Origin of the sequence: Aminobacter sp. J41, from assembly GCF_000526635.1 — a bacterium.
Taxonomy (GTDB): domain Bacteria; phylum Pseudomonadota; class Alphaproteobacteria; order Rhizobiales; family Rhizobiaceae; genus Aerobium.
Genome location: NZ_JAGL01000016.1, coordinates 1 through 21,783, shown reverse-complemented (window position 1 = coordinate 21,783; position 21,783 = coordinate 1). Strand labels below are relative to the sequence as shown.

Here is a 21,783-nt window from a genome sequence, read left to right as displayed (position 1 = left end):
TGCATTCCTCAATTGCGTCGCCGTCGTGGCGCGGGGCTTTCCCAGGAGAACACACTTGCCGGCAAAGGATGAAGCACGTCCCCTCTGTCTTGTGACGGGCGGCGCGCGCCGTCTTGGCGCGGCGATGGTGCGCCACCTTGCTGCGAGTTTCAACGTCGCCATCCACCACAACTTGTCCGAAGCCGACGCGAAAGCCCTTGCGGCTGAAGTGACCGCGATGGGTGCGCGGGCCGAAACGTTCAGGGCCGACCTTGCCGACGATGCCCAGGCGGCAGCGCTCGTCCAGCGGGTCGCGGCGCGGATGGGGCCAATCGACCTCCTGGTCAACAGCGCCTCGACCTTCAAGTACGATTCGCCGTCCGAATTCGATGCCGCCATGATGAAAGACCTGCTGGCGGTGAACCTCGTCGCACCAATGGTGATCGCGCGCGAGTTTGCGAAGGTGGCGAGTCCAAGGGCGGTACTCGTCAACATGCTCGACAACAAGGTCTTCGCGCCGAATCCCGACTTCTTCAGCTACAGCCTCGCCAAATTCGCTTTGAAGGGTGCGGTCGATATGCTCGCGATGCACTATCGCGGTCGTATGCGCGTGGCTGGAATCGCGCCGGGGGTGACCCTCATCAGCGGCAATCAGAGCGAGGAGAACTTCCGCAAAAGCTGGCGGCACAGCCTAACGGGGACAGGTGCCACACCCGAAGAGATAGCTCGAACCGTCGAATTCATCTGGCGCACGGCGTCGATCAATGGTGAGATCATCGTGCTCGACGGAGGCCAGCACCTCATGTCGCTCCAGCGTGACGTCGCATTTGTGGTGCAGGAATGATTGTTACCCGAAGGACGATTGTCGTCCGCAATCTCGAAATCAGCCTCTCGATCGGCATCCATCCGCACGAGAAGGCCGCGCCTCAGCGCTTTCTCGTCAGCGTCGAACTCGAGCTTGACACAGGCCCTGCGGGGGCCAGCGACAGCATCCGGTCGACGGTCGACTACGACGCGATCTGCGATTTCATCCGGGGCCTCCAGAACGAGCCGCACATCCAGCTGCAGGAGACCGTAGCGCAGCGCGTGTTGGAATTTGTTCTTTCAATTCCGGGAGTTGCGGCCGCCACGGTCGAGACGCGCAAGCCCGACGTCTTCGACGACTGCGAGTATGTCGGGGTTACAATCACCGCACTTAAGAGCTGACGCAGGCAGCACCTGTTGCTGAATCGCAACGCCAAAATCCTGCCTTAATCCCGCCAGCGAATGACCCAATTTCAGGTCAGGTTACGCCGCATTCAAGCATCAGATAGGAAACATGCAGACGCAAACGGCCGCTACCTCCCAGTGGTCGGCGCGGCTCTGCGAAGGGGGAAGCGCGAGTACGGCTTCCTTGCGGCAAAGGAGTACCAACATGAATACCACTTCGAGATTCGCTCTCGCCTCTGTGGCCGGCCTTGCAGCTCTGGTCGCTGTTCCGGCTTTCGCGGCAGACGTTGTTTATCAGGAGCCGCCGGCACCTGCTCCGGTTTACGAGCCGGCCCCGGTTGCCACTTGGGCAGGCCCCTACGCAGGTGTTCAGCTCGGCTACGGCTTCAGCGGTAGCGTCGAGACCCCGGGCAACGACATCGAGACCGATGGTTTCCTTGGCGGCGTCTTCGGCGGCTACAACTTCCAGAGCGGCCAGTTCGTCTACGGTCTTGAGGGCGACATCAACTACAACGACGCTGACGGCTCCAACGCTGGCGTCCGCGCCCGTTCGCGCTACGACGGCTCGATCCGCGCTCGCGCCGGTATGGCTGTAACCGACGACGTCCTCGTCTACGGTACGTTCGGTGGCGCTGCCGAGAAGCTGCGCGTCAGCGACGACGCGGGCAACCGCGACTCGAACACCATGCTCGGCTACACGGTCGGCGCCGGTGTTGACGCTCGCCTGACCGAGAAGGTCTTCGCCCGCGGCGAATACCGCTACACCGACTACGGTTCTGAAGGCTTTAACCTCGGCGGCACCGTCTCCGAGTACGACTCCAGCAACCATCGCGTTACGCTGGGCGTTGGTTACAAGTTCTGAGTTCGCGTAACCACCTCCAGTAAAAAAGGCCCGGAGCAATCCGGGCCTTTTTCCATGTGGTCACCTGAAAAAGGGGGTCACTTCGGCAGTACCGTGAGCAGTTCGGGGAAGCGCTCGTCGAAGCGCTTGATCCAGCGAGCAAGCTTCGGCCGGCCGCGACGCCAGTTGCTGTCGGCAAAGCGCAGGTCGAGATAGCCGAGCGCGATTCGAAGGGCGATCTGGCCGCCGTCGGTCTTGGAGGTCACGCGCGGAGCGTTCTCATTGAGGTGGTCAAGCACGCGAACGGCCTTGCTCCACTGCTTGTCGAGCCACGGCTGGTGCACCTTTTCCTCCGGACGGAAGCGGCGCTCGTAGACGTGCGCCAGCAGGCAGTCGCACAGGCCGTCTGCAAGAGCTTCCAGACGTTCGGCGTCAAGCCGCTTCGCCGCGTTGCGCGGGAAGAGGGCGTTGCCCGAGATCCGGTTGAGGTACTGGGTGATGGCGCGGCTGTCGAAGATCGCGCCGCTGTCCTCGGTGAGGAGGACAGGGATCTTACCGAGCGGATTTGCCGAGATCAGCTCTTCCGGCTCGTCACTGGTGTTGACCGCCTTCGCCTCGAGATCGACCTTGCACCAAAGCGCCGCCATGCGGACCTTCGCGCTGAACGGCGATGAAGGCGAATAAAGTACGACCGGCATGAAACTCTCCTGAAATTCGGTCACAAGCGCTCGCTGGAGCGCAGAGCCGATTGTTGTCTATCGTGCAGATGCCGGAAGCGAAGCGCGGGGCATCTTGCAGCCCTTGGCGTCTATCTCGGTGCAGGAGCGAAATTCCAGCGATGTCGTCATGCAGATCCGTACTTCGCTGATCATCTGGTTCTCGCAGGTTACCGCAATGCCATCAGCGGGCAGGGAAGGATTGGCACTGCGGAAAGCATTTTCGACCTCCACCGGCGAGACCGTCAGGTCGCGGCCGGTATCCTCGAACACCCGCGGGATCTTCACTTTCTCCCAGGCGGCACGCACCAGCGAGAAATAGTCGCGCTGGTTGAGGCCCGCGCAGGAACCGTGCTTGCGCCACTGGTGTCCTACGAGACCTGCCGACGGCATGATGTCGGCCACTTCGCGGACGAGATCGTTTGGCACGCGGGATGGCTCGCGCGACTGGCAGAATTCTGGCCAGCCGCGTTCAAACTGCGGCCACAGGCCGTGGACGATGAAGTCGAAGCTCTCGCGGCTGCCGCATTGCTGGCGGCTTGCCCGGTCGCCCTCGATTTCGCAATAGGTCGGCGACCAGGCTAGCGACAGCACGAAGAAGTCGTATCCGTCGCCTTGCGGCAGGCTGCCGGCAGAATCAGGCTGGCAGGCACTCAGGAGAACCCCAAGTGCCAGCGTGGCTATGCGTCTCGACATGGATTGCTGCGCTTAGCGGACGGTGCGGCAGCGTCCGCCGTAGACGTGCCAGCGATCGAAGCCGGAGACGCAGAATTCGACGTTGCTGCCGATGCCGGCGAAGCCTAGCGGCTTCTCGATCAGGTACCAGACGTCACGGGTGCGGCCATCCGAAAGCTGCGCCTTGGCGAAGCAGTAGCGGCGGTCGATCGGACGTACGTCCTTGATGCGCGGCAGGTGACGGCTCTCGCCGATGCCGTAATAGTCGACGATCGAGACCTGCGGCAGGTTAGGCACGTGCCGTACCTGGTAGGAGAAGCGATTGGTGATGCGGTTCAACACCGCCGGCTGTGCGCAGATGCCGGGATCCGAATAGTTCACCATCACCATGTCGGCCGCCGACGCGCTGACGCTTCCGCCGCCGACCGCGAGCATCGATGCCAGCAGCATTTTGGCGATACGGTTCATATGTGGCCTCCGAGTGATGATCCGATTGATGAAGATTCGTCCGACGTTTTTGCGGTGCGCCAGTGTGATCATAGACTTACCGCCGGTCAAGCGCTGATCAAGGCTTGCCCGTCAGCCAGGTTGCTCCTGCATAGGCGCCGTTTTCTTCAGCGAGAACCTTGGTCAATGCCGGAAGAACGGCCTTCATTTCATCTTCGAGCACGTAAGGCGGATTGACGACGACCATGCCGCTGCCGTCGAAGGTTGCTTCGTCGCCGGGCTTGCGGATCTCGAAGGCTATGTCGAGCATTTTCGGGATGCCGGTTTCCTTGAGTGCTTCCCGGAATGCCGCCACCGCTTTGCGGTTCTTAATCGGATACCACAGCGCATAGGTGCCGCCCGGCCAGCGCTTGTGTGCCTTGACGAGTCCGGAGACGAGCCGCTCGAACTCGCCCTCCTGTTCGAAGGGCGGATCGACCAGCGCCATGCCGCGTCTTTCCTTTGGCGGCAGATGCGCCCCAAGCGCCAGCCAGCCGTCGAGCTCCAGCACCCGCACCTGACAATCGCCGGCAAAGCGCTGCTTGAGGGCGGCGCTGTCCTGCGGATGCAGTTCGATCGCGGTGAGCCGGTCGATGTGGCGCATCAGGTAGCGCGTTACCATCGGCGAGCCAGGATAGTGGCGCACGCCACCTTCCTCGTTCACGCTCCTCACCGCGTCGAGATACGGCGAGACAAGTTCGGCAACGTCCGTCGGCAAATCTGCTTCAAGCAGCGGGCCGATACCGCCCAGCCATTCGCCGGTCTTCTGCGCTTCCTCGGAGGTGAGGTCATAGAGGCCGATGCCGGCGTGCGTGTCGATGACGCGGAACGCACCTTCCTTGCGCTTCAGATATTCGAGGATGCGGGCGAGCACGATGTGCTTCATCACGTCGGCAAAATTCCCCGCGTGATAGGCGTGGCGGTAGTTCATCGTCTCTCCGTGCAAACCTGATTGAGCAAGACTGGCTCTACTCCGTGGCCGCGAATTCCGCTAGTTTGCAATGATGAACATAGCCTCCGAGATCCGCGTCGGGCACTCTGCGTGCCCGCATGACTGCCCTTCGACCTGTGCGCTCGACGTCGAGATCATCGACAAGCGCACCATCGGTCGCATCCATGGCGCCAAGGGCAACGACTACACGGCCGGCGTCATCTGCGCCAAGGTCGCGCGCTATGCCGAGCGGGTTCATCATCCCGACCGGCTGCTGAAGCCGCTGATCCGCGCCGGCGCCAAGGGCGAGGGCAACTGGAAGGAAGCGAGCTGGGAAGCCGCACTCGACCTCGTTGCCGAGAAGTTTCTCGAGGCGGAGGCTCGCTACGGCTCCGAAACCGTCTGGCCCTACTACTACGCCGGCACGATGGGCCTCGTGCAGCGCGATTCGATCAATCGGCTGCGGCACGCGAAGAAGTATTCAGGCTTCTTCAGCACGATCTGCACCAACCTCGCCTGGACCGGCTACGTGATGGGCACGGGTCGGCTTGCTGGCCCTGATCCGCGCGAGATGGCAAAGTCGGACTGCGTCGTCATCTGGGGCACCAATGCGGTGGCGACCCAGGTCAACGTGATGACCCATGCCATCCGCGCCCGCAAGGAACGTGGCGCGAAGATTGTCGTCATCGACATCTACGACAACGCCACGATGAAGCAGGCCGACATGGGCCTGATCTTGAAGCCCGGCACCGACGGCGCGCTCGCTTGCGCAGTAATGCATGTGCTCTTCCGCGATGGCTACGCCGACTGGGAGTATCTCGAAAAGTACACCGACGATCCGCGTGGGCTGGAAGCACATCTGCGCACCCGCACCCCGGAATGGGCGTCGGCGATAACCGGCCTGTCGGTCCAGGAGATCGAAGATTTTGCCCGTCTCGTCGGAACGACCAAGCGCACCTTCTTCCGTCTTGGCTATGGCTTTGCCCGCCAGCGTAACGGCGCGGTGAACATGCATGCGGCGGCTTCAATCGCCGCGGTCACCGGCTGCTGGCAGTACGAGGGCGGCGGCGCCTTCCACAATAACGGCGCGATCTACCGCCTCGACCTGTCGACGGTCGAGGGTATCAAGATGAAGGACCCGCGCGTCCGCCATCTCGACCAGTCGCAGATCGGCCGGGTGCTCACCGGCGATTCCGAGGCACTGCATGGCGGGCCCCCGGTGACGGCATTGCTCATCCAGAACACCAATCCCGCCAATGTCTGCCCCGAGCAGCGGCTGGTGAAACAGGGTTTTCTCCGCGACGACCTCTTCACCTGCGTGCACGAACAGTTCATAACCGACACGGCGAAGCTCGCTGATGTCGTCCTGCCGGCCACGATGTTCCTGGAGCACGACGACATCTACAAGGGCGGTGGCCACCAGTACATTGTGCTTGGGCCCAAGCTGATCGATCCGCCGGAAGGCCCGCGCACGAACCTCTATGTCATCGAGGAACTGGCGAAGCGCCTTGGCGTCGCCGATCAGCCGGGCTTCGGCCTCACCGAGCGCGAGCACATCGACCGCATTCTCGGGCGCCACAACTACGGCACCTACGAGTCGCTGAAGGAAAACCGTTGGGTCGACGTCCAGCCGGAATTCGAGACAGCGCACTACATCAACGGCTTCGGCCATCCCGATGGAAAGTTCCGCTTCCGCCCGCAGTGGGAGAGCACCGCGGTTCCGAACACGCCGCCGCGCTCGATCGGCCTTCAGGGGCCATTTAAGGCGCTGCCGGAGTTCCCGGACCATGTCGACCTGATCGAGGTTGCCGACGAGGAGCATCCGTTCCGGCTGGCGACGTCGCCAGCGCGCACCTTCCTCAACTCGACCTTCACCGAGACGCCCGGCTCCTTCAAGCGGGAAGGGCGCCCCGAGCTGATGCTTCACCCGGAGGACGCGGCCCGGCTCCGTATTGCCGACGGCGCGCGCGTCGAGATCGGCAACACGCGCGGAGAAGTCGTGCTGCATGCGAAGCTGTTCGACGGCGTCAAGCGCGGCGTCGTGATTGCGGAAGGCATCTGGCCGAACTCGGCCCACGAGCGCGGGGAGGGTATCAACGTGCTTACCGGCGCGGATGCGGCTGCACCTTGTGGCGGTGCGGCCTTCCACGACAACCGGGTCTGGGTGCGTGCGCTGGATGTGGCGGCCGAGCTGGAAGAACCGGCCATCAGCCTTGTGAGCGGCTGAAACGAAAAAGGAGCAGTCCGGGGACCGCTCCTTTGAAACTTTACGGCGTCATCCGCGCTAGGCTTTCGATGTCGACGTCGTCCGGGGCTGAACCCGGAGACATCAGCGCGCCTTCGGCCGCAACGCCCGTCAGGACCGCCTTGTCGTTCTCCATCCGCGCCTTGCCGAGAGCAAGCAGCCTCACGGCCAGCGGATAGAGCTTGTGCTCGACGGTCAGCACGCGCGCCGCGAGGCTGTCCGCGTTGTCGGTCGGCAGGATTGGGACGACTGCCTGCGCGATCACCGGGCCGTCATCCAGCTCGGGCGTGACGAAGTGGATCGAGCAGCCATGCACGCGCATGCCGCTCTCGATGGCGCGGTTGTGCGTGTCGAGGCCCTTGAATAGCGGCAGCAGCGACGGATGGATGTTCACCATCTTGCCTGCCCACTTGCGCGCAAAGCCCGGCGTGAGCAGCCGCATGTATCCGGCGAGGCAGACAATGTCCGCCTCAAGGCGCTCGAGCTCAGCGTCAATCGCCGCGTCGTGCGCTTCCTTGCTTGGATAGTCGCGGCGCGGGAAGGCAGCCGTCGAAATGCCATGCGCGGACGCGATGGCGAGCCCCTTTGCGTCCGGATTATCCGAAATCACGCCGACGATCTCCGCCGGGTAGTTCGGATCGCCTGCAGCCTCGAGCAGGGCCAGCATGTTGGAGCCGCGCCCTGAAATGAGAACCGCAACGCGTTTTTTCTGCGTGGTCAAAGCCCGATTTCTCCCCGGTAGACGACGCCGGCATCACGGCGCGGAAGGATCCGGCCGATGGTCGTGACGGTCTCGCCGGCCTGCGTCAGCACGGCGGCAACCTGTGCCGCCTGGCCGGCTGCCACGACGAGAACCATGCCGATGCCGCAGTTGAACGTGCGCATCATCTCATGGTGCGCGACACCGCCGGTGCTGGCAAGCCAGGAGAACACCTTCGGGACACTGATTGCCTCGAGATCGAGTTCCGCGGCATAGTCCTTCGGCAGCACGCGAGGCATGTTTTCGGGGAAGCCGCCGCCGGTGATGTGCGCCAGCGCCTTGATACCGTGGGTCGAGCGGATCGCCTGCAGGATCGACTTCACATAGATGCGCGTCGGCGTCAGCAGCGCCTCGCCGAGCGTCTTGTGCTTGTCGAACGGGGCAGGGTCGTTCCACGAAAGGCCGGAGCGCTCGACGATGCGGCGCACGAGCGAGAAGCCGTTCGAGTGGACCCCCGAGGAGGCGAGGCCGAGCAGCACGTCGCCCTCGACGATGTCGTTGGTCGGCAGCAGTGCGCCGCGCTCTGCCGCGCCCACCGCGAAGCCGGCGAGGTCATAGTCGCCTTCCGAGTACATACCCGGCATTTCGGCCGTCTCGCCGCCGATCAGCGCGCAACCAGCCTGGCGGCAGCCTTCCGCGATGCCGCCGACGATCGATGCGCCCTGCTCGGGGTCGAGCTTGCCGGTCGCAAAATAGTCGAGAAAGAACAGCGGCTCTGCGCCCTGGACGACGAGGTCGTTGACGCACATGGCGACGAGGTCGATGCCGACGGTGTCGTGCTTGTTGGCCTCGATCGCCACTTTCAGCTTGGTGCCGACGCCATCATTCGCAGCCACGAGAACCGGATCGTTGAAACCTGCTGCCCGCAGGTCGAACAGGCCGCCGAATCCGCCGATTTCGCCATCCGCACCCGGCCGTCTCGTCGACCGGACCATTGGCTTGATCTTCTCGACCAGCTCGTTTCCTGCGTCGATGTCGACGCCTGCCTGGCTGTAGGTGAGGCCGTTATTCTCGTCGCTCATGGCGCGTCCACCTTGATGGTATTGCCGATGCGGGCTCTTCGCATGATCCACCCGCTGCCGCAAGCGTCGGCTGTGTCGCGTGGCGGGTGAAAGCCGTGGAAAGCGGCCACCGTGGGCCGCACTTGATCCATATTGGCTACCACCTCATGTATATGCCATCGCGACCCCGCCGCGCGAGGAGCCAGTTGCCAGTTTGACCATAGCCAATCTGATCACGGTGTTTCGTTTCCTGCTGGTGCCGGCGGTGGTCTGGGCGCTGGCCAGCGACAACGTCGTCTGGGCGTTGATCTTTTTCGTCACCGCCGGCCTATCTGATGCAATCGATGGCTTCGTCGCGCGGCACTTCAACCAGCGCACCGAACTTGGCGCCTATCTCGACCCGATGGCCGACAAGATCCTGCTGGTGACTGTCTTCCTTGCCCTCGGCCTGATGAAGGAGCTGCCGCTGTGGTTCGTCATCGTGGTCGTCTCGCGCGATGCGCTGATCATCGCCGCCGTGCTGCTGTCCAGCGTCATGGGCCAGCCCGTCGACGTGAAGCCGCTGATGGTTTCCAAGGCAAACACCGCTGCCCAGATCGTACTGGCGATCGTGGTGCTGGCTGAGCTTGGCTTCGAAACCGCCTTTGGCCCACTGCGCCTCGGCCTTGTCATTGTCTGCGGCCTCTTGACCGTCGCTTCCGCAGCGGCCTATCTCGTGCAATGGCTGAGGCACATGGGTCACCATGAACAATCGCAACGGTGACATCGAAAACCAGATGGCGGAAGCAATGGTGGCGTCGGCCTGGCGCCGTCAGGTCATCTTCTGGCTGGTCGCTGCAACGATCTTCATCGGCTTTCTATACATCTTCTCGTCAGTCCTGCTGCCGTTCTTCGCCGGCATGATCCTGGCCTACTTCCTCGACCCGGTGGCGGACCGGCTGGAGCGCTGGGGCTTGTCGCGCATCGCCTCGGCGATCGTTATCCTGGTGATGTTCCTGATCCTGCTGGTGCTGGGGCTGATGCTGGTCATTCCGATCCTCGTCACCCAGCTCACCGACTTCCTCGCCAAGCTGCCGGAGTATCTGTCCAGCCTCCAGACACTGGTGACCAGCTTCGACGCGGAGTGGCTGAGCGAGCGCCTCGGGGTAAACCCGGCATCGCTGCGCGATGGCATCAACTCTTTACTCAACCAGGGCACGGGCTTTGTCAGCACGCTGTTCGGCTCGATCTGGAGCTCCGGCAAGACGCTGATCGACATTGCCGGCTTGTTCGTGATCACGCCGGTTGTTGCCTTCTACATGCTGATCGACTGGGACAAGATGGTGGCTCGCGTCGATAGCTGGGTGCCGCGCGATCACCTGCACACTGTGCGCGAGTTGGCCCTCGAGATCGACACGGCGGTCGCAGGCTTCGTGCGCGGGCAGGGCACCGTCTGCCTCATCTTGGGTGCCTTCTATGCGCTCGGGCTGACACTGGTTGGCCTCAACTTCGGCCTGCTGATCGGACTGTTTGCCGGCCTTATCAGTTTCATTCCGTATGTGGGCTCTCTCATCGGCCTGGTGCTGTCGCTCGGCGTCGCCGCCGTGCAGTTCTGGCCGGAGTGGCAGTGGATCGTGGCGGTCGCCGTGGTCTTCTTTGCGGGCCAGTTCTTCGAGGGTAACATCCTGCAGCCCAACCTGGTCGGAAAGAGTGTTGGCCTTCACCCGGTCTGGCTGATGTTCGCGCTGGTGGCCTTCGGTGCACTTTTTGGCTTCGTGGGCCTGTTGATAGCGGTACCAGCCGCGGCTGCGGTCGGTGTGATCGTTCGTTTCATGCTAAGGCGCTACCTGGAATCGCCCATGTATCGCGGTCACGGCGTGGCGCGCGAAAACTAAGAGCCAACTTGTCGTGCAAAAGCCATTACAACTTCCTCTGGATCTCGTTCTGGACGCCGCACACAATCGCGATGACCTCGTGGTGGGGCCATCGAACGAACAGGCTGTCGCTCTGATTGACCGCTGGCCCGACTGGCCAGCGCCCGTCGTCGTGCTTGCCGGGCCGCCCGGATCAGGCAAGACGCACCTTGCCGCCATTTGGCGCGAGGTCTCGGGAGCGCAGGCCATCAGCCCCGACCGGATCGGCGAGGAGGGCGTCGAGGCTGCCGAGCGGGGACCGGTGCTGGTCGACGACCTCGACAGCGCCCCGCTCGATGAGGTCGGGATGTTCCACCTGATCAATGCTGTCCGACAGAACGGGACCAGTCTGCTGATCGTCTCGCGCCGCTTTCCACAGGCCTGGGGCGTCAGGCTGCCGGACCTTGCCTCCCGCCTGAAGGCGGTGACGACCGTGGAGATCCACGAGCCGGACGACATGCTGATGATGGCGGTGGTGACGAAGCTTTTTGCAGACCGGCAGGTAGAGGTCGAACGGCATGTCGTTCAGTTCCTCGTCCGCCGCATCGAGCGATCGCTGTCGGCCGCGATGGAAGCAGTGGCCCGCCTCGACCGTGTCGCGCTTGAGCGCAAGTGCCGCGTCAGCCGTGCGCTGGCTGCCGAAATCGTCGCGCAGTGGGACGGCGGCCAGACCAATCTCGACGTCTAGGTTCAGGCGCTTGTCCGCAGGCGCTCTGAAGCCGGCTTGCGCGCTTCCTCTTCCGGCTCTGATGGCTTCTCATGCTCTGCTAGTGGCAGGGTGGCGCGGAAACATGCGCCGACGGTCGTTTTCGGCACCAGTTCGAGCGTGCCACGCATGCGCGCAATGATCTGCTGGCTGATCGGCAGGCCGAGGCCGGCACCCGCGTAGGACGTCGCCTCGCCATTTCGGCCGCGGTAGAACTTATCGAAGATGCGGCCGCGCTCCTCCTCCGGAATGCCGGATCCGTTGTCAGCCACTTCGATGATGTATTGTTCGCCGTCGATCCTGGAGCGGATCACCACCTCCGGATTCTCCGCGTCGTTGTACTTGATCGCATTGGAAATCAGGTTGATCAGCACCTGGCTGAGGCGGTCGGCGTCTGCCGAGACGATGGCCACACTGGCGCGGGGGCCACTCACCATCCGTGTCCGGTTCTGGCGGGCGAGGGCGTCGCACACGCGCATCGCCTGATCGAGTGTCTCTTCGGCATTGATCGGCCGGCTTTCCCACACCCGCTCGCCGCGTTCCAGCGCCGACAGGTCGAGGATTTCGTCGAGCAGCGAGGTGAGGCGCAGGCTCTCCTTGTGGATCGTGGAAATGAACTTCCGGCTGGCGGCCTGGTCAAGTTCGTCTTCCGAGAGCAGGATTTCCGAGAAGGCGCGGATCGCCGTCATCGGCGTGCGCACCTCATGGCTCACCTGACTCAAGAACTCGTCCTTCTGCTGGTCGACCAGCCGCAGTTGCCGGTTCGCGACTTCGAGCTTTTCAGCGGTGGCACGTAGCTGCGCAGAGGCGCGTTCCAGCGCCTGCGAATGCTCGATCGCCTGCTGCGTCTCGTCGGCCATCTGCATCACTTCTTCCAGCGAGATGACACCACCGGAAACCACCTTGGACAGCATCACGTGCGCGGAGGCCGCGCCAATCGAGCCTGCGAGCTCGCGTTCGAGGCGGTGGATGAAGTTCGGGCTCGGTTCGATGCTGGTCCAGGCCGTCCCCGTCTGTCGCGCTTCCTCCCGGAAAAGGTCAAAAGCGCGCTGGTGACCAAGCACGCGCCGCGCGACGAGGAATAGGTCGTCCGCGGTGGCCGAGCCGCGGAGCGGGTTCGGCTCGCCGGAGCCATGACGGGCGACATTGAGGAAGATCGCTGCCTGCACGTGCTCCAGCGCCGACTGGCTGGTGATGAGCGAGCCGACGATCAGCACCGTCGTGTTGAGGAACAGGCTCCAGAACACCGCGTGTGCGAGGGGATCGAGCCGGTCGAGGCCGAACAACGCTTGCGGGCGCAGCCAGGTGAGGCCGGCGGGGCCGTTCTGCATGATCTCGGCGACCATCGGCGACGAGGAGGCGAAGGACGGCAGGAAGCTCGACCAGAACCACACAATGAAGCCGATCGTCACGCCCGCCACTGCCGCCTTGGTCGACGCGTCGCGCCAGAACAGCGCGGCGAGGATGGCCGGCAGGAACTGCGCGACGCCGGCGAACGAGATCAGGCCGATCGGCGCCAGCGCATCGGACGTGCGGGTAAGCGAGAAATAACTGAAGCCGAGGAACAGGATCAGCAGGATCGACAACCGCCGCGCGTTGAGGATCAGGCGGCGCACGCCGAGCCCGTCGCCGGGGCTGTCGTCGGCGCTGAAGCGCAACATCACCGGCACGACGATATGGTTGGACACCATGATCGACAGGGCGATGGATTCAAGGATGATCATCGACGTCGCCGACGAGAAGCCACCGATGAAGGCAAACAGCGCCAGCCCTTCCTGCCCGGCTGCCAGCGGCAGCGTCAGCGTAAACATGTCGGGGTTGGAGCCCTCGGGCATCGTTGTCAGGCCATAGAGGGCGATCGGCACGATGAACAGGCTCATCGCCAGCATGTAGGCTGGGAACGCCCAGCTGGCGGTGCGCAGGTGGCTTTCGTCAGAATTCTCGACGACCGTGACCTGGAACTGGCGCGGCAGACAGATGATTGCGGAAGCCGCCAGCAGCATGGTGGCTATCCAGCGGTCACCGAACGTTTCGGTGGCGTGGATGTTGAGCCCCTGTTCGGCGGCGCGGGTGAAGATGTTTTCCAGCCCGCCGCCCGCATAGAGGACAAAGACGCCGACGGCGATGAGCGCGGTGAGCTTGACGACCGCCTCTAGCGCAATCGCCGCGACGACCCCGTGGTGCTGCTCCTTGGCGTCGACATTGCGCGTGCCGAACAGGATCGTGAACAGCGCCATGCCGGCGGCCACACCAAAGGCGAGGCCAACTTCGTCCCAGCCTTCGATGCTGCCGTGGCCGTATTCGGACGACCCCGCGATGGCCTGGATCGACGAAGTAACCGCCTTGAGCTGCAGGGCGATGTAGGGGGCGATGGCGATGACAGCGAGGATCGTCACCAGCACGCCGAGCGGGCTCGATTTGCCGAAGCGCGACGAAAGAAGGTCGGCGATCGAGGTGATGCGCTGGTCATGGCTGATGCGCACCAGCCGGCGCAGGATGAACCACCAGCCGATGAAGACCAGCGTGGGGCCCAGATAGATTGTCGTGAACTCAAGGCCGGTGCGCGCGGCGGTACCGACCGCGCCGTAAAACGTCCAGCTGGTGCAGTAGACGGAGATCGACAGCGTGTAGACGAAGGGCGAGCGCAGGAACCCGCCCTGGCGGTTGCGCGTGTGCCGGTCGCCGAGGAACGCCACCAGGAACAGGAGGCCGACATAGGCGACCGCAGTGGCGATGACGAAATCGGCGGTGAGCGTCATGGCTCGCGGTCCTGGGTGTGCCGCAGCAGCTGGTCGTCATCCGGCAGGACGCGGCTGAACCAGCGCGCGCCGATCACCAGGATCGCCCAAAGGACAAAGACATAGACCGTCTCCACCGGCACGCCGCCGATCCGCGCGTCAAAGCGGAACAGCAGCACCAGCGGTGGCAGCAGCGCGATGACGCCGAAAAGCGTGAAGAACAGCGCAGCGGCGATGAGCTTCCGGCGTGTCATCGATTCGCGTCCCTGGCGTTATGGGCCTGCCAGTGCCGTCGGCACATCGAGCAGGGTGCGGACCGCGTCCACGACGTCGGCATTGGAATAGGGCTTGGTGACGAACATGTCCGCCCCCAGTTCCTCTGCGATTCGTCGGTCCTGCTGCTGCCCCTTTGCCGTCAGGACAAGTACTGGCAGGTTTTGCGTTTGCGGATTTGCCCGGATCTGCTTCAGCACGTCGAAGCCAGACCGTTTGGGCAGCATGACATCGAGCACCAGCACGCGCGGTTGAGTCACAAGGACAGCCTCCATGACGGCTTCTCCGTCCGTCACGGAATGAACCGACCAGCCTGCTCTCTGCAGGACGAAACTCAGCGCCTCTAGGATGCTCGGCTCGTCTTCTGCAATGAGAATGTCCGTAGCCAAACCGTTTCCTCCACCCCCTTCCTCCCAAGGGGACCCCGCTGTCACTAAAGCGCAATCATCGCAGTTCGCCAAGTGGCAACAGCCAATATAGGCCCAGGAAACATTTTACCTATGGTGATGGGCGGCAAATACTTTCTTTAGTCTTGCTAGGTTCTCCCAGACGGTAGCAAGGAACTGCCGCGTGGGTGCTTGCCGGCAGCGCCTCAGGCCGCTGCAACAGCCGCCTTGAGCCGCTGGACAAACTGTTCCGCGCGCACCGTCATGAACCGAACTTGGGTATCTTTCGTCGAAAGCTCCAGCCGCTCGGATAACGTACCCGGCGTGAACGAAATGCCGGCGATGTCGCCAAGCGGAATCGACCAGCCCGGGGCGCCCTGAGCAGACTTAACCAGCCGTGCCTGTTCGAAGCGCAGCTTGTCGCTGTCGAGATGCAGCGTCCCATTTCGCCACACGCCTTTCTGGCGCTTCAGCATCAGCGCCGTTGCCGGCAACAGGATCCAGCGCCATATCGGGATCATGTAGCCTTCAGGCAGAGGCTGCAGCCAAGATACGGGGATGGAGTTCGCAGGCGTTATGTTGGTCAAGGCGCAATTCCGTAACAGTCGGCCCCTGCGATGCCACTGAAAGTGCGGGAAGACAAGCGCTCTGACTAGGCGCCTGTCCCCATCGGATCGATCGGCGCGGTCAGCGTCGCCAGCGTGCCGGGTTGATTGTCGCTGTAGTTGAGCGTGCCGGCGAGCTGGCTGACCAGAACATCCAGCATACGCGAGCCAAAACCGGTGCGCGTCGTGCCGCGACCGGCACCGTGGTCGCCGACGCTGACGATCACCCTGCTGCCGCTCTCCTTCATCGCCACGTGCAACGGTCCTGCCGCGCCGCCGTAGGCGTATTTTTGCGCGTTGATGAAAAGCTCGGTGACGATGAGGCCGAGGCTGATCGCCCGGTCATTCGGCAAAAGCACCGGGTCGAAGTCGCGCGTTATCTGCTGTTTCCATTCTTCGCCTGAGGCGGCCAGCAGATCCTCCAGAAGTTCATCGAGATAGCGCGCGCCCTCGACCGTGCGGATCGAATTGGCGCCATAGAGGCGGCGATGGACGAGGGAGACGGCCGATATACGCCGTCGGGCCTCCTCGAGTGCAGCCCGGGTCGACGGCTCCTCCGTCTCGCGCGACTGCAGCGACAGAAAGCTTGCAACCAGCGCCAGGCTGTTCTGGACGCGATGGTTGACCTCACCGAGCAGGAATTCACGTTGCTTCAGCAAAGTGTCCTTCTGCTCAAGGAGAGCGACGAGCTCCTTGTTGAGATCGCGGATCTGCCGCGTCTGCCAGACGCTGCGGATCGCGACAGACAGCCGCTCGGCCGCCTCGATTTCCGGCAGGCTCCAGCGCCGCGCCTTGCCGCGGATCGTCTCGCTCCATGCTTCGAAGCTTGCGCGCGGCCGCAGATTGCCGTCGCTGTCGAGGTTTGCAGCCTTGTGCGGATTGCCGGCCCAGTTGATCTCCTCAAGGATTTCGGCACGAAACCACATGACGATCCATGGCTCGGACGACAGCTTCATTGCCAGCAACCCGGCGGAGAGCGGAACGGCTTCGGGCGAAAGGAGCGATCGCGCCTCAAGTTCGTGGGTCGCGAATATCGGATCTCCATCCTTGCGCACCACCCAGTCAGCCAGGATCCGCACGTCTTCTTCGCCGGGGCAGGCCCCCTCCCGAACGACAGCCCCGCCGCGGATGACGGCAACACCATCAGCGTCGAGCATCTTCTGTACTTCGCGCAGATGTTTCGACAGCGCGACGTCGATCGCGCCCTCGCGGCTGAGGATTTCGACGATGCGGTCCTCGAAGGTACGAAGGCGAACACGCTCGCGATAAGTGTCGGTGTTGTTCCGCGCCTTGATTTGCCGCGCCAGGCTGACCGCCAGCGCGCGGCAGCCCGATCGTACATCGAGCGGAATCTGCAGCGGCGAAAAATTGTGGCAGGCGATCAGCCCCCACAGCGCGCCGTCTATGACGATCGAGAACGATGCGGAGGCGGCCACGCCCATGTTCCTGAGATATTGCAGGTGGATGGGCGAGACGCTGCGGAGCACGCAGTCGCTCATGTCGAGCGGATTTTCAAGCGGACGGGCGGGGCGCAGCGGCGCCGGCACGTAGTCCACCTGCGGAATGACGCGGACGAGGTTCTGCACGTAGAGGGCGCGCGCCTGTACTGGGATGTCGCTCGCCGGGAAATGGTGGTTGAGGAACGAGTCAGCTCCAGGGCCGGAGGCCTCCGCGATGACGCGTCCGGCGGCATCATCGAGGAAGCGGTACACCATCACCCGGTCATAGCCGGTCAGGCGCCGGAACTCCTGCGCAGCAGCGCGCGCGAGCGCGGTCAGGTCGCGAGCGCTGTCAAACGCCTGAACGGCGGCCTCCAGCCGGGGAAGAAGCGTCGAAAGCTCTTGCGTAGGGCCGGCCGGCTCCAGTTCGATGAGTAACTCGCCTTCTTGCCGGGCGACGCTGACATCGAACGCATCGGCCGCGTGCGGTGGCCTGATGCTGCGCGGCAAAAGCTCGCCCGGGTTCATGATAGACGCTGCGACATCTGCCCCGAGAAGATCGGCAAGTTGCGCGTCTGCCCATTCCGTAATGCCGAGCTTGCCTTCTACGTCCCCTGCGACGTGCGCGATCCGGCCCGAAGCCGCATTGCATACCAGCATGACGCCATGCGGCTGGATCGAGCCCGGGATGTGGATCGGCTCGCGGTCGCAGCTTGTGAGGTCAGGCGACTGGAAGTTCATGCGCATCTCCGCACAGCGTGTTTTCCGCATGGGTGAAGCCGCGAACGCCGCCGCGGCAGATGCTCTCAAGTTCTGCTGGGCCGGTCTGGCCCTCATGCTCGATGACCGTGAGCACCGCGCGCCACATGCGCGCCGAGTCATTGCCATACGGGTCGAGGAAGGACAGCGACCGATCGATGATCCCCTTTCGCGCTAGCGCCTTCAGGATCAGCCGCCCCCCAAGTGTCGATCCCTCGATGACATAGAGCAGCCCAAGCGCCTCGTGGGTATTGGTCGGCTTCGGGAAGGGACTTTCTGCTTCCTGCCCTATAAATCCTTCAGGCCAGCGCAGCGCCGCGCGCCGCTCCATTTCCAGGCCCGCGATGCTCGACAGCCACGGCATGAGGGTCTGAAAGGCTCCACTGTAGAGCCTCTGATAGCGGGCGACGATCTGCGGCCGTCGGTCCGGATCACCAAGCGCCATTACCGCGTCAAACCGATCTTCAAGGCGCCGATGAAGTTCTCCGGTCGCGAGCCTGAGATGGCTCAGGGCCGGCCGGTCCGTCAGTCGGGGCAATTCCATTCGCAGCCTCCCTCTCGGGGGCCACAATGCCGCAAAAGTCGCGGCGCGGATACCCCGTGGGGACAATCTTCCTACGACGCCCTGTCGCAAGGTGCGGGAACAAAAACATCTTCCGCTTGCTCGGTCTCAAAAAGGAAAGAGTCATGACTTCATCCGAAAGAGAAACGGCAGCGAACATTCGCGGCGACATCCAGCGCGGCAGGAGCGGCGACAAGAAGCCGGGTTTCGACCCGGCAGCAGCCCCGATGGAAACCGACGGTGAGGCGGGTGGCACACCCCTCGATGAAGAGAGTGTGCGGCTCGATCGCGCTGCCCAATACAATCCAGACCGGTCGGATCACCACGGCACCGATGCCACTGCGATGCGCATGTTTGAACCGGAAAGAGCCGCTCGGGAGAAGCGCCAGCGGCAGACATGGATCCTGGCGGCTGCAATCGCGTTTTCGCTGGTGGTGCTGGCCGTGATCATCGTTGCGGCGTGAAGCGCGCCAGCCATAACAAGATCCTGCTGCCGGAGTAATAGATGGTCTCTGACGCTTCCCTTGAACGCGACGCGCATGGGCGCGATGCCCACAGCCCCGGAGCGATACCGGTCAGAGGCTGGTGGTCGGTCATCAAACGGGTAGTAAGTGAGGTCTCTCAGGACCGGATCATGCTGACCGCGGCGGGTGTGACCTTCTACCTGCTTCTCGCGCTCTTTCCCGCGCTCGCGGCCTTCGTCTCGATCTACGGCTTTGTCGCTGACCCGCTGACCGTCGCAGAGCATCTCGACGTTTTGGACGGCGTTCTTCCAGCGGACGGCGCCGACCTCATCGAAACGCAGTTGCAGTCACTGGCGCGGCAGGATGCGGGCGCACTCAGCTTCGGTTTCATCTTCGGTCTGCTCGTCGCGCTGTGGAGCGCCAACAGCGGCATGAAGGCAATCTTCGACGCGATGAACGTGGTCTACGAGGAGGATGAGAAGCGCGGCTTCATCAAGTACAACCTGATGTCGCTGGCGTTCACGCTCGGTGGACTGGTTGCGGCGATCTTCTTCATCATCCTGATCGGCGTCGTGCCGGCGGTGCTTGCTTTTCTTCATCTCCAAGGCATCACCGAACTTCTGATCCGAATCCTGCGCTGGCCGCTGATGCTGGTGGCGGTGGCGCTCGTCTTCTCGCTCATCTACCGCTGGGCGCCGAGCCGCAGGAAGGCCAAATGGCGGTGGGTGAGTTGGGGCTCGGCACTTGCAGCCATCTTCTGGCTCGTCGTGTCGATCGGCTTCTCTTGGTACCTGGAGAACTTCGCCAACTATAACGCGACCTATGGCTCGCTGGGCGCCGTGATCGGTTTCATGATCTGGACGTGGATCTCCGTCATCATCTTGCTCGTCGGCGCGGAGCTTAATGCCGAGCTGGAACATCAGACCGCTATCGACACGACGCACGGTCCCGATCGGCCGATGGGCGAACGCGGAGCCGCCGTAGCGGATACCGTCGCGCCGATAGAATAGGCCGAACTCCCGATTGTTTGAGATCGGAGGGGGGCAGAAGCATACATTACTGGAGTGGACGAGCAGGCTAAGCGTCCCGGTTGCGGTAGACGGCGTTGCCAAGCCCGGTCCCGATCGTAATGACGGCCCAGCAGTTATTTTCTTGCATCTGGTCGGCTTCGCTCAGTCCCTGCACGACCGCATCGTTGTGCATGACGATTTCGAACTCGACGCCCAGATGCGCGGCGAGTGCTTCCGGCAGGCGGAAGTCATCGGCTTCCCAGTCGCCCGGCAGGTTCTGTGCGCCGTCGCGGATGCCTCCGTCATCGAGAATACAGCCGGGGCAGGCGAGGGTGAGGTAGGGGGCAAGCTTCTTGCCAGCTTTCGCCTTCAGCTCGCCCAGCATCTGCGCAAGACGCTCGACCGCCGCGTCGCAGCTCGGCTCCTCGTCCTCTTCCGCATACTTCCACTGGTCGAGCGCAATAACCGCGGCTTCGGACAGATCGTGCGGGGCCTTCGGTGAAAACTCGATCAGGCCGGCGCGAATGCTCGAGCCGCCGATATCGACGGCGAGCATCTGCGAGAAGCCATGCAGCTTTTCTTCCTCGATGAGGCGCAGTCCCCCGAGCAATGCGGCCTCGTCCGGGTCCTGTGTGATCGGCACGAGATCGACGGTGATCCCCTCGAACCGCAGGATGGCGGTGGTGCGGCCAATGGCAATCTCGCCAATGCGGCTATCGCGCAAGCCGCCGCCGACCGCGATGCGTCCGACCTTGGCCCAGTGCTCGTCAGCCAGGCGGTAGGCACGCACGACGCGCGCCAGACGCTGCGCAAACTCTTCCACCGCCGAAAACACCACGCCAGCCGCGAACACGTCACCTGCGTCCCATGCGGCGTCGATATCGTTGAGGGTCAGGTCCTCCGTCGCCCTGTTGTCGAACGGGTCGGTTCCCGCCTCGCAAAGCGGTTCACGCAGTTCGTCGAGGATCGAGAAGAAGGCGCGGTTGCTCGCGCGGTCGCCGATGAAACCGCTTCGGTCCTTCAGCGTCAGACTGTAGCCCAGAACTTCGAGGTGGGGGAGGATGGCGCGCCCGTGGGTCATCATGTCCTGCGTTTGGTGCAATCCGCACAGCAACATTCGGAGGGCGGGGGTGGTTCCGCAGGATGCGGAAAGAAGTTGATGCGGATGAACCGCACGTTCAAGGGGAACAACGGCGCGACAGGCCGGTTCGCCGAATATGACCCAGATGAAGCAGATGAGAATCAGCCTGCGACGGCTGCGTAAGGTCCTTGTGCGCCCAAGTGCCCCGGAGGCTACCGCATGGATCTGACCCTCGCGATTGGCTACCTCGCCTCTCTTTGCTCGATGACGAGCTTCGTTCCTCAGGCCTGGAAGGTGATCAAGACGCGCGACACGCACGCGATCTCCCGGCGCATGTATTCGGTGACGGTGGCAGGTTTTGCGCTGTGGACCGTCTTCGGCATCCTGCGCGTCGAATGGCCGATCATCCTCACCAACACGGTGTGCTTCTTCCTGTCAGCCTTCATCCTGACGATGACGCTGCTGCCGGCGCGACAGCGGGACAAAGTTGCCGATGTGCTGGATCCTGAGGCGTGATCCGAGAGGGAAGGTCAACGTTTCAGCAGAATGAGGCTCGCTTTCTGCGGGCTACTTCCCGAGAATCCTGCTGCCGCCCGTCACTAGGCGGGTAGCCTATGCAAGCTTCATCTGAGGGGGAAGAAGACCTGTTCGCCGGGCGGCGCGCTAAGACCTTTGCCCGACCTGAGAGATAGGTGACATTTCGTACCGGAGACATGGGTTACACTTTTCGGTTTGGGCCGGGAGGTGCCGATGCCGTGGAGAGAGACTTCGGTGATGGATGAGCGTCTTCGATTTGTCGCCCGCTTGCTGGAGGGCGAAGGGATGAGCGAGGTGTGTCGGGACTTCGGCATTTCGCGCAAGACCGGTTACAAGATCTTCAATCGCTACAAGGAGGATGGCATTGATGCGTTGACGGACCGGTCGCGGCGACCGGTGCGCTACGCCAATCAGTTGCCCGCTGCGGTCGAGGCGATGATCGTTCGCTGCAAGAAGGAGAAACCGCACTGGGGTGCGCGCAAGATCAG

The 21,783-nt window shown here is 63.2% G+C and carries 24 protein-coding genes; 11 read left to right on the top strand and 13 right to left on the bottom strand.

From position 1 onward, the window contains the following. The first annotated feature begins 55 nt into the window (after positions 1 to 55). The 3 genes from L630_RS0112115 to L630_RS0112105 all read left to right on the top strand — a co-directional run bounded on the left by L630_RS0112115 (position 56) and on the right by L630_RS0112105 (position 2,050). Positions 56 to 823: an SDR family NAD(P)-dependent oxidoreductase gene (locus L630_RS0112115; protein ID WP_024848520.1), complete on the top strand. Its 768-nt coding sequence runs from the start codon at positions 56 to 58 to the stop codon at positions 821 to 823. Beyond that, positions 820 to 1,185, top strand: coding sequence for a dihydroneopterin aldolase (folB, locus tag L630_RS0112110; protein WP_024848519.1), 366 nt, complete (start codon positions 820 to 822; stop codon positions 1,183 to 1,185). Before L630_RS0112115 ends, folB begins: the two co-directional genes overlap by 4 nt. Before the next feature lie 208 nt (positions 1,186 to 1,393). Continuing rightward, positions 1,394 to 2,050, top strand: a complete 657-nt coding sequence (locus L630_RS0112105) for an outer membrane protein (protein WP_024848518.1) — start codon at positions 1,394 to 1,396, stop codon at positions 2,048 to 2,050. A 77-nt stretch (positions 2,051 to 2,127) separates the two neighbouring features. Here L630_RS0112105 and L630_RS0112100 read toward each other — a convergent pair whose 3' ends face one another. The 4 genes from L630_RS0112100 to L630_RS0112085 form a co-directional block, all read right to left on the bottom strand. Continuing rightward, positions 2,128 to 2,727, bottom strand: a complete 600-nt coding sequence (locus L630_RS0112100) for a glutathione S-transferase family protein (protein WP_024848517.1) — start codon at positions 2,725 to 2,727, stop codon at positions 2,128 to 2,130. Positions 2,728 to 2,784: 57 nt separating this feature from the next. Continuing rightward, a complete protein-coding gene (locus tag L630_RS0112095; RefSeq protein WP_024848516.1) occupies positions 2,785 to 3,441 on the bottom strand; it encodes a hypothetical protein in 657 nt (218 codons plus the stop codon). A gap of 12 nt (positions 3,442 to 3,453) precedes the next feature. After that, positions 3,454 to 3,888 (bottom strand): hypothetical protein, encoded by a 435-nt coding sequence (locus tag L630_RS0112090; RefSeq protein WP_024848515.1) that lies wholly within the window; start codon positions 3,886 to 3,888, stop codon positions 3,454 to 3,456. Between the two features lie 97 nt (positions 3,889 to 3,985). After that, positions 3,986 to 4,837: a 23S rRNA (adenine(2030)-N(6))-methyltransferase RlmJ gene (locus tag L630_RS0112085; RefSeq protein ID WP_024848514.1), complete on the bottom strand. Its 852-nt coding sequence runs from the start codon at positions 4,835 to 4,837 to the stop codon at positions 3,986 to 3,988. A gap of 73 nt (positions 4,838 to 4,910) precedes the next feature. Here L630_RS0112085 and L630_RS0112080 point away from each other — a divergent pair, with 73 nt between their 5' ends. Then, positions 4,911 to 7,064, top strand: coding sequence for a molybdopterin oxidoreductase family protein (locus L630_RS0112080; protein WP_024848513.1), 2,154 nt, complete (start codon positions 4,911 to 4,913; stop codon positions 7,062 to 7,064). Positions 7,065 to 7,104: 40 nt separating this feature from the next. On the opposite strand, the gene purN is transcribed toward L630_RS0112080, so the two are convergent. Then, positions 7,105 to 7,803 (bottom strand): phosphoribosylglycinamide formyltransferase, encoded by a 699-nt coding sequence (gene purN, locus L630_RS0112075; protein ID WP_024848512.1) that lies wholly within the window; start codon positions 7,801 to 7,803, stop codon positions 7,105 to 7,107. Further along, entirely contained in the window at positions 7,800 to 8,864 is a 1,065-nt protein-coding gene (gene purM / locus L630_RS0112070) for a phosphoribosylformylglycinamidine cyclo-ligase (protein ID WP_024848511.1), read from the bottom strand. The genes purN and purM overlap by 4 nt, the downstream gene beginning before the upstream one ends. 193 nt (positions 8,865 to 9,057) lie before the next feature. Here purM and L630_RS0112065 point away from each other — a divergent pair, with 193 nt between their 5' ends. Genes L630_RS0112065 through hdaA form a run of 3 tightly spaced genes read left to right on the top strand, consistent with a single transcriptional unit; the run spans position 9,058 to position 11,423 of the window. Next, a complete protein-coding gene (locus L630_RS0112065; RefSeq protein ID WP_024848510.1) occupies positions 9,058 to 9,606 on the top strand; it encodes a CDP-alcohol phosphatidyltransferase family protein in 549 nt (182 codons plus the stop codon). After that, entirely contained in the window at positions 9,587 to 10,717 is a 1,131-nt protein-coding gene (locus L630_RS0112060) for an AI-2E family transporter (RefSeq protein WP_024848509.1), read from the top strand. The genes L630_RS0112065 and L630_RS0112060 overlap by 20 nt, the downstream gene beginning before the upstream one ends. A 13-nt stretch (positions 10,718 to 10,730) precedes the next feature. Then, positions 10,731 to 11,423: a DnaA regulatory inactivator HdaA gene (gene hdaA / locus L630_RS0112055; protein ID WP_024848508.1), complete on the top strand. Its 693-nt coding sequence runs from the start codon at positions 10,731 to 10,733 to the stop codon at positions 11,421 to 11,423. Between the two features lie 2 nt (positions 11,424 to 11,425). Here hdaA and L630_RS0112050 read toward each other — a convergent pair whose 3' ends face one another. The 6 genes from L630_RS0112050 to L630_RS0112025 all read right to left on the bottom strand — a co-directional run bounded on the left by L630_RS0112050 (position 11,426) and on the right by L630_RS0112025 (position 18,185). Beyond that, the gene (locus L630_RS0112050; protein ID WP_024848507.1) at positions 11,426 to 14,200 is read right to left on the bottom strand and encodes a sensor histidine kinase; all 2,775 of its coding nucleotides are present in this window, start codon (positions 14,198 to 14,200) and stop codon (positions 11,426 to 11,428) included. Beyond that, complete coding sequence (locus tag L630_RS0112045; RefSeq protein ID WP_024848506.1) at positions 14,197 to 14,433, bottom strand: hypothetical protein; 237 nt, start codon at positions 14,431 to 14,433, stop codon at positions 14,197 to 14,199. Before L630_RS0112045 ends, L630_RS0112050 begins: the two co-directional genes overlap by 4 nt. Before the next feature lie 18 nt (positions 14,434 to 14,451). Next, a complete protein-coding gene (locus L630_RS0112040) occupies positions 14,452 to 14,841 on the bottom strand; it encodes a response regulator (RefSeq protein WP_024848505.1) in 390 nt (129 codons plus the stop codon). A gap of 203 nt (positions 14,842 to 15,044) precedes the next feature. Next, entirely contained in the window at positions 15,045 to 15,425 is a 381-nt protein-coding gene (locus L630_RS0112035; protein ID WP_186441264.1) for a hypothetical protein, read from the bottom strand. 65 nt (positions 15,426 to 15,490) lie between these two features. Beyond that, positions 15,491 to 17,623, bottom strand: a complete 2,133-nt coding sequence (locus L630_RS0112030) for a histidine kinase dimerization/phosphoacceptor domain -containing protein (protein WP_034330212.1) — start codon at positions 17,621 to 17,623, stop codon at positions 15,491 to 15,493. Continuing rightward, on the bottom strand, positions 17,604 to 18,185 hold the full coding sequence (locus tag L630_RS0112025; protein ID WP_144708651.1) for a biliverdin-producing heme oxygenase: 582 nt from the start codon (positions 18,183 to 18,185) through the stop codon (positions 17,604 to 17,606). The genes L630_RS0112030 and L630_RS0112025 overlap by 20 nt, the downstream gene beginning before the upstream one ends. 143 nt (positions 18,186 to 18,328) lie before the next feature. Between L630_RS0112025 and L630_RS21400 the strand changes: the two genes are divergently transcribed. Continuing rightward, positions 18,329 to 18,667 carry a hypothetical protein gene (locus L630_RS21400; protein ID WP_034330191.1) on the top strand — a complete coding sequence of 113 codons (339 nt, stop codon included), beginning with the start codon at positions 18,329 to 18,331 and terminating at the stop codon, positions 18,665 to 18,667. A gap of 41 nt (positions 18,668 to 18,708) precedes the next feature. Next, positions 18,709 to 19,677, top strand: a complete 969-nt coding sequence (locus L630_RS0112015; RefSeq protein ID WP_024848501.1) for a YihY/virulence factor BrkB family protein — start codon at positions 18,709 to 18,711, stop codon at positions 19,675 to 19,677. A 67-nt stretch (positions 19,678 to 19,744) separates the two neighbouring features. Here L630_RS0112015 and L630_RS0112010 read toward each other — a convergent pair whose 3' ends face one another. Continuing rightward, entirely contained in the window at positions 19,745 to 20,758 is a 1,014-nt protein-coding gene (locus L630_RS0112010) for an ROK family protein (protein WP_186441262.1), read from the bottom strand. 219 nt (positions 20,759 to 20,977) lie between these two features. On the opposite strand from L630_RS0112010, the gene L630_RS0112000 reads away from it, so the two are divergent. Both L630_RS0112000 and L630_RS21395 read left to right on the top strand, forming a co-directional pair. Then, a complete protein-coding gene (locus tag L630_RS0112000) occupies positions 20,978 to 21,274 on the top strand; it encodes a SemiSWEET transporter (RefSeq protein WP_024848499.1) in 297 nt (98 codons plus the stop codon). 234 nt (positions 21,275 to 21,508) lie between these two features. After that, on the top strand, positions 21,509 to 21,783 hold a 275-nt coding region (locus L630_RS21395), incomplete at its 3' end, for a helix-turn-helix domain-containing protein (protein ID WP_156941761.1).

Excerpts from the sequence above, each read along its gene's own strand:
- L630_RS0112030 (WP_034330212.1), bottom strand. The coding sequence starts at position 17,623 with ATGAACTTCCAGTCGCCTGACCTCACAAGCTGCGACCGCGAGCCGATC.
- purM (WP_024848511.1), bottom strand. The coding sequence starts at position 8,864 with ATGAGCGACGAGAATAACGGCCTCACCTACAGCCAGGCAGGCGTCGAC.
- L630_RS0112010 (WP_186441262.1), bottom strand. The coding sequence starts at position 20,758 with ATGACCCACGGGCGCGCCATCCTCCCCCACCTCGAAGTTCTGGGCTAC.
- L630_RS0112050 (WP_024848507.1), bottom strand. The coding sequence starts at position 14,200 with ATGACGCTCACCGCCGATTTCGTCATCGCCACTGCGGTCGCCTATGTC.
- L630_RS0112025 (WP_144708651.1), bottom strand. The coding sequence starts at position 18,185 with ATGGAATTGCCCCGACTGACGGACCGGCCGGCCCTGAGCCATCTCAGG.
- L630_RS0112105 (WP_024848518.1), top strand. The coding sequence starts at position 1,394 with ATGAATACCACTTCGAGATTCGCTCTCGCCTCTGTGGCCGGCCTTGCA.
- L630_RS0112085 (WP_024848514.1), bottom strand. The coding sequence starts at position 4,837 with ATGAACTACCGCCACGCCTATCACGCGGGGAATTTTGCCGACGTGATG.
- L630_RS0112045 (WP_024848506.1), bottom strand. The coding sequence starts at position 14,433 with ATGACACGCCGGAAGCTCATCGCCGCTGCGCTGTTCTTCACGCTTTTC.
- L630_RS0112080 (WP_024848513.1), top strand. The coding sequence starts at position 4,911 with ATGAACATAGCCTCCGAGATCCGCGTCGGGCACTCTGCGTGCCCGCAT.
- L630_RS0112100 (WP_024848517.1), bottom strand. The coding sequence starts at position 2,727 with ATGCCGGTCGTACTTTATTCGCCTTCATCGCCGTTCAGCGCGAAGGTC.
- folB (WP_024848519.1), top strand. The coding sequence starts at position 820 with ATGATTGTTACCCGAAGGACGATTGTCGTCCGCAATCTCGAAATCAGC.
- L630_RS0112000 (WP_024848499.1), top strand. The coding sequence starts at position 20,978 with ATGGATCTGACCCTCGCGATTGGCTACCTCGCCTCTCTTTGCTCGATG.
- L630_RS0112095 (WP_024848516.1), bottom strand. The coding sequence starts at position 3,441 with ATGTCGAGACGCATAGCCACGCTGGCACTTGGGGTTCTCCTGAGTGCC.
- L630_RS21400 (WP_034330191.1), top strand. The coding sequence starts at position 18,329 with ATGACTTCATCCGAAAGAGAAACGGCAGCGAACATTCGCGGCGACATC.
- L630_RS0112015 (WP_024848501.1), top strand. The coding sequence starts at position 18,709 with ATGGTCTCTGACGCTTCCCTTGAACGCGACGCGCATGGGCGCGATGCC.
- L630_RS0112060 (WP_024848509.1), top strand. The coding sequence starts at position 9,587 with ATGAACAATCGCAACGGTGACATCGAAAACCAGATGGCGGAAGCAATG.
- L630_RS0112090 (WP_024848515.1), bottom strand. The coding sequence starts at position 3,888 with ATGAACCGTATCGCCAAAATGCTGCTGGCATCGATGCTCGCGGTCGGC.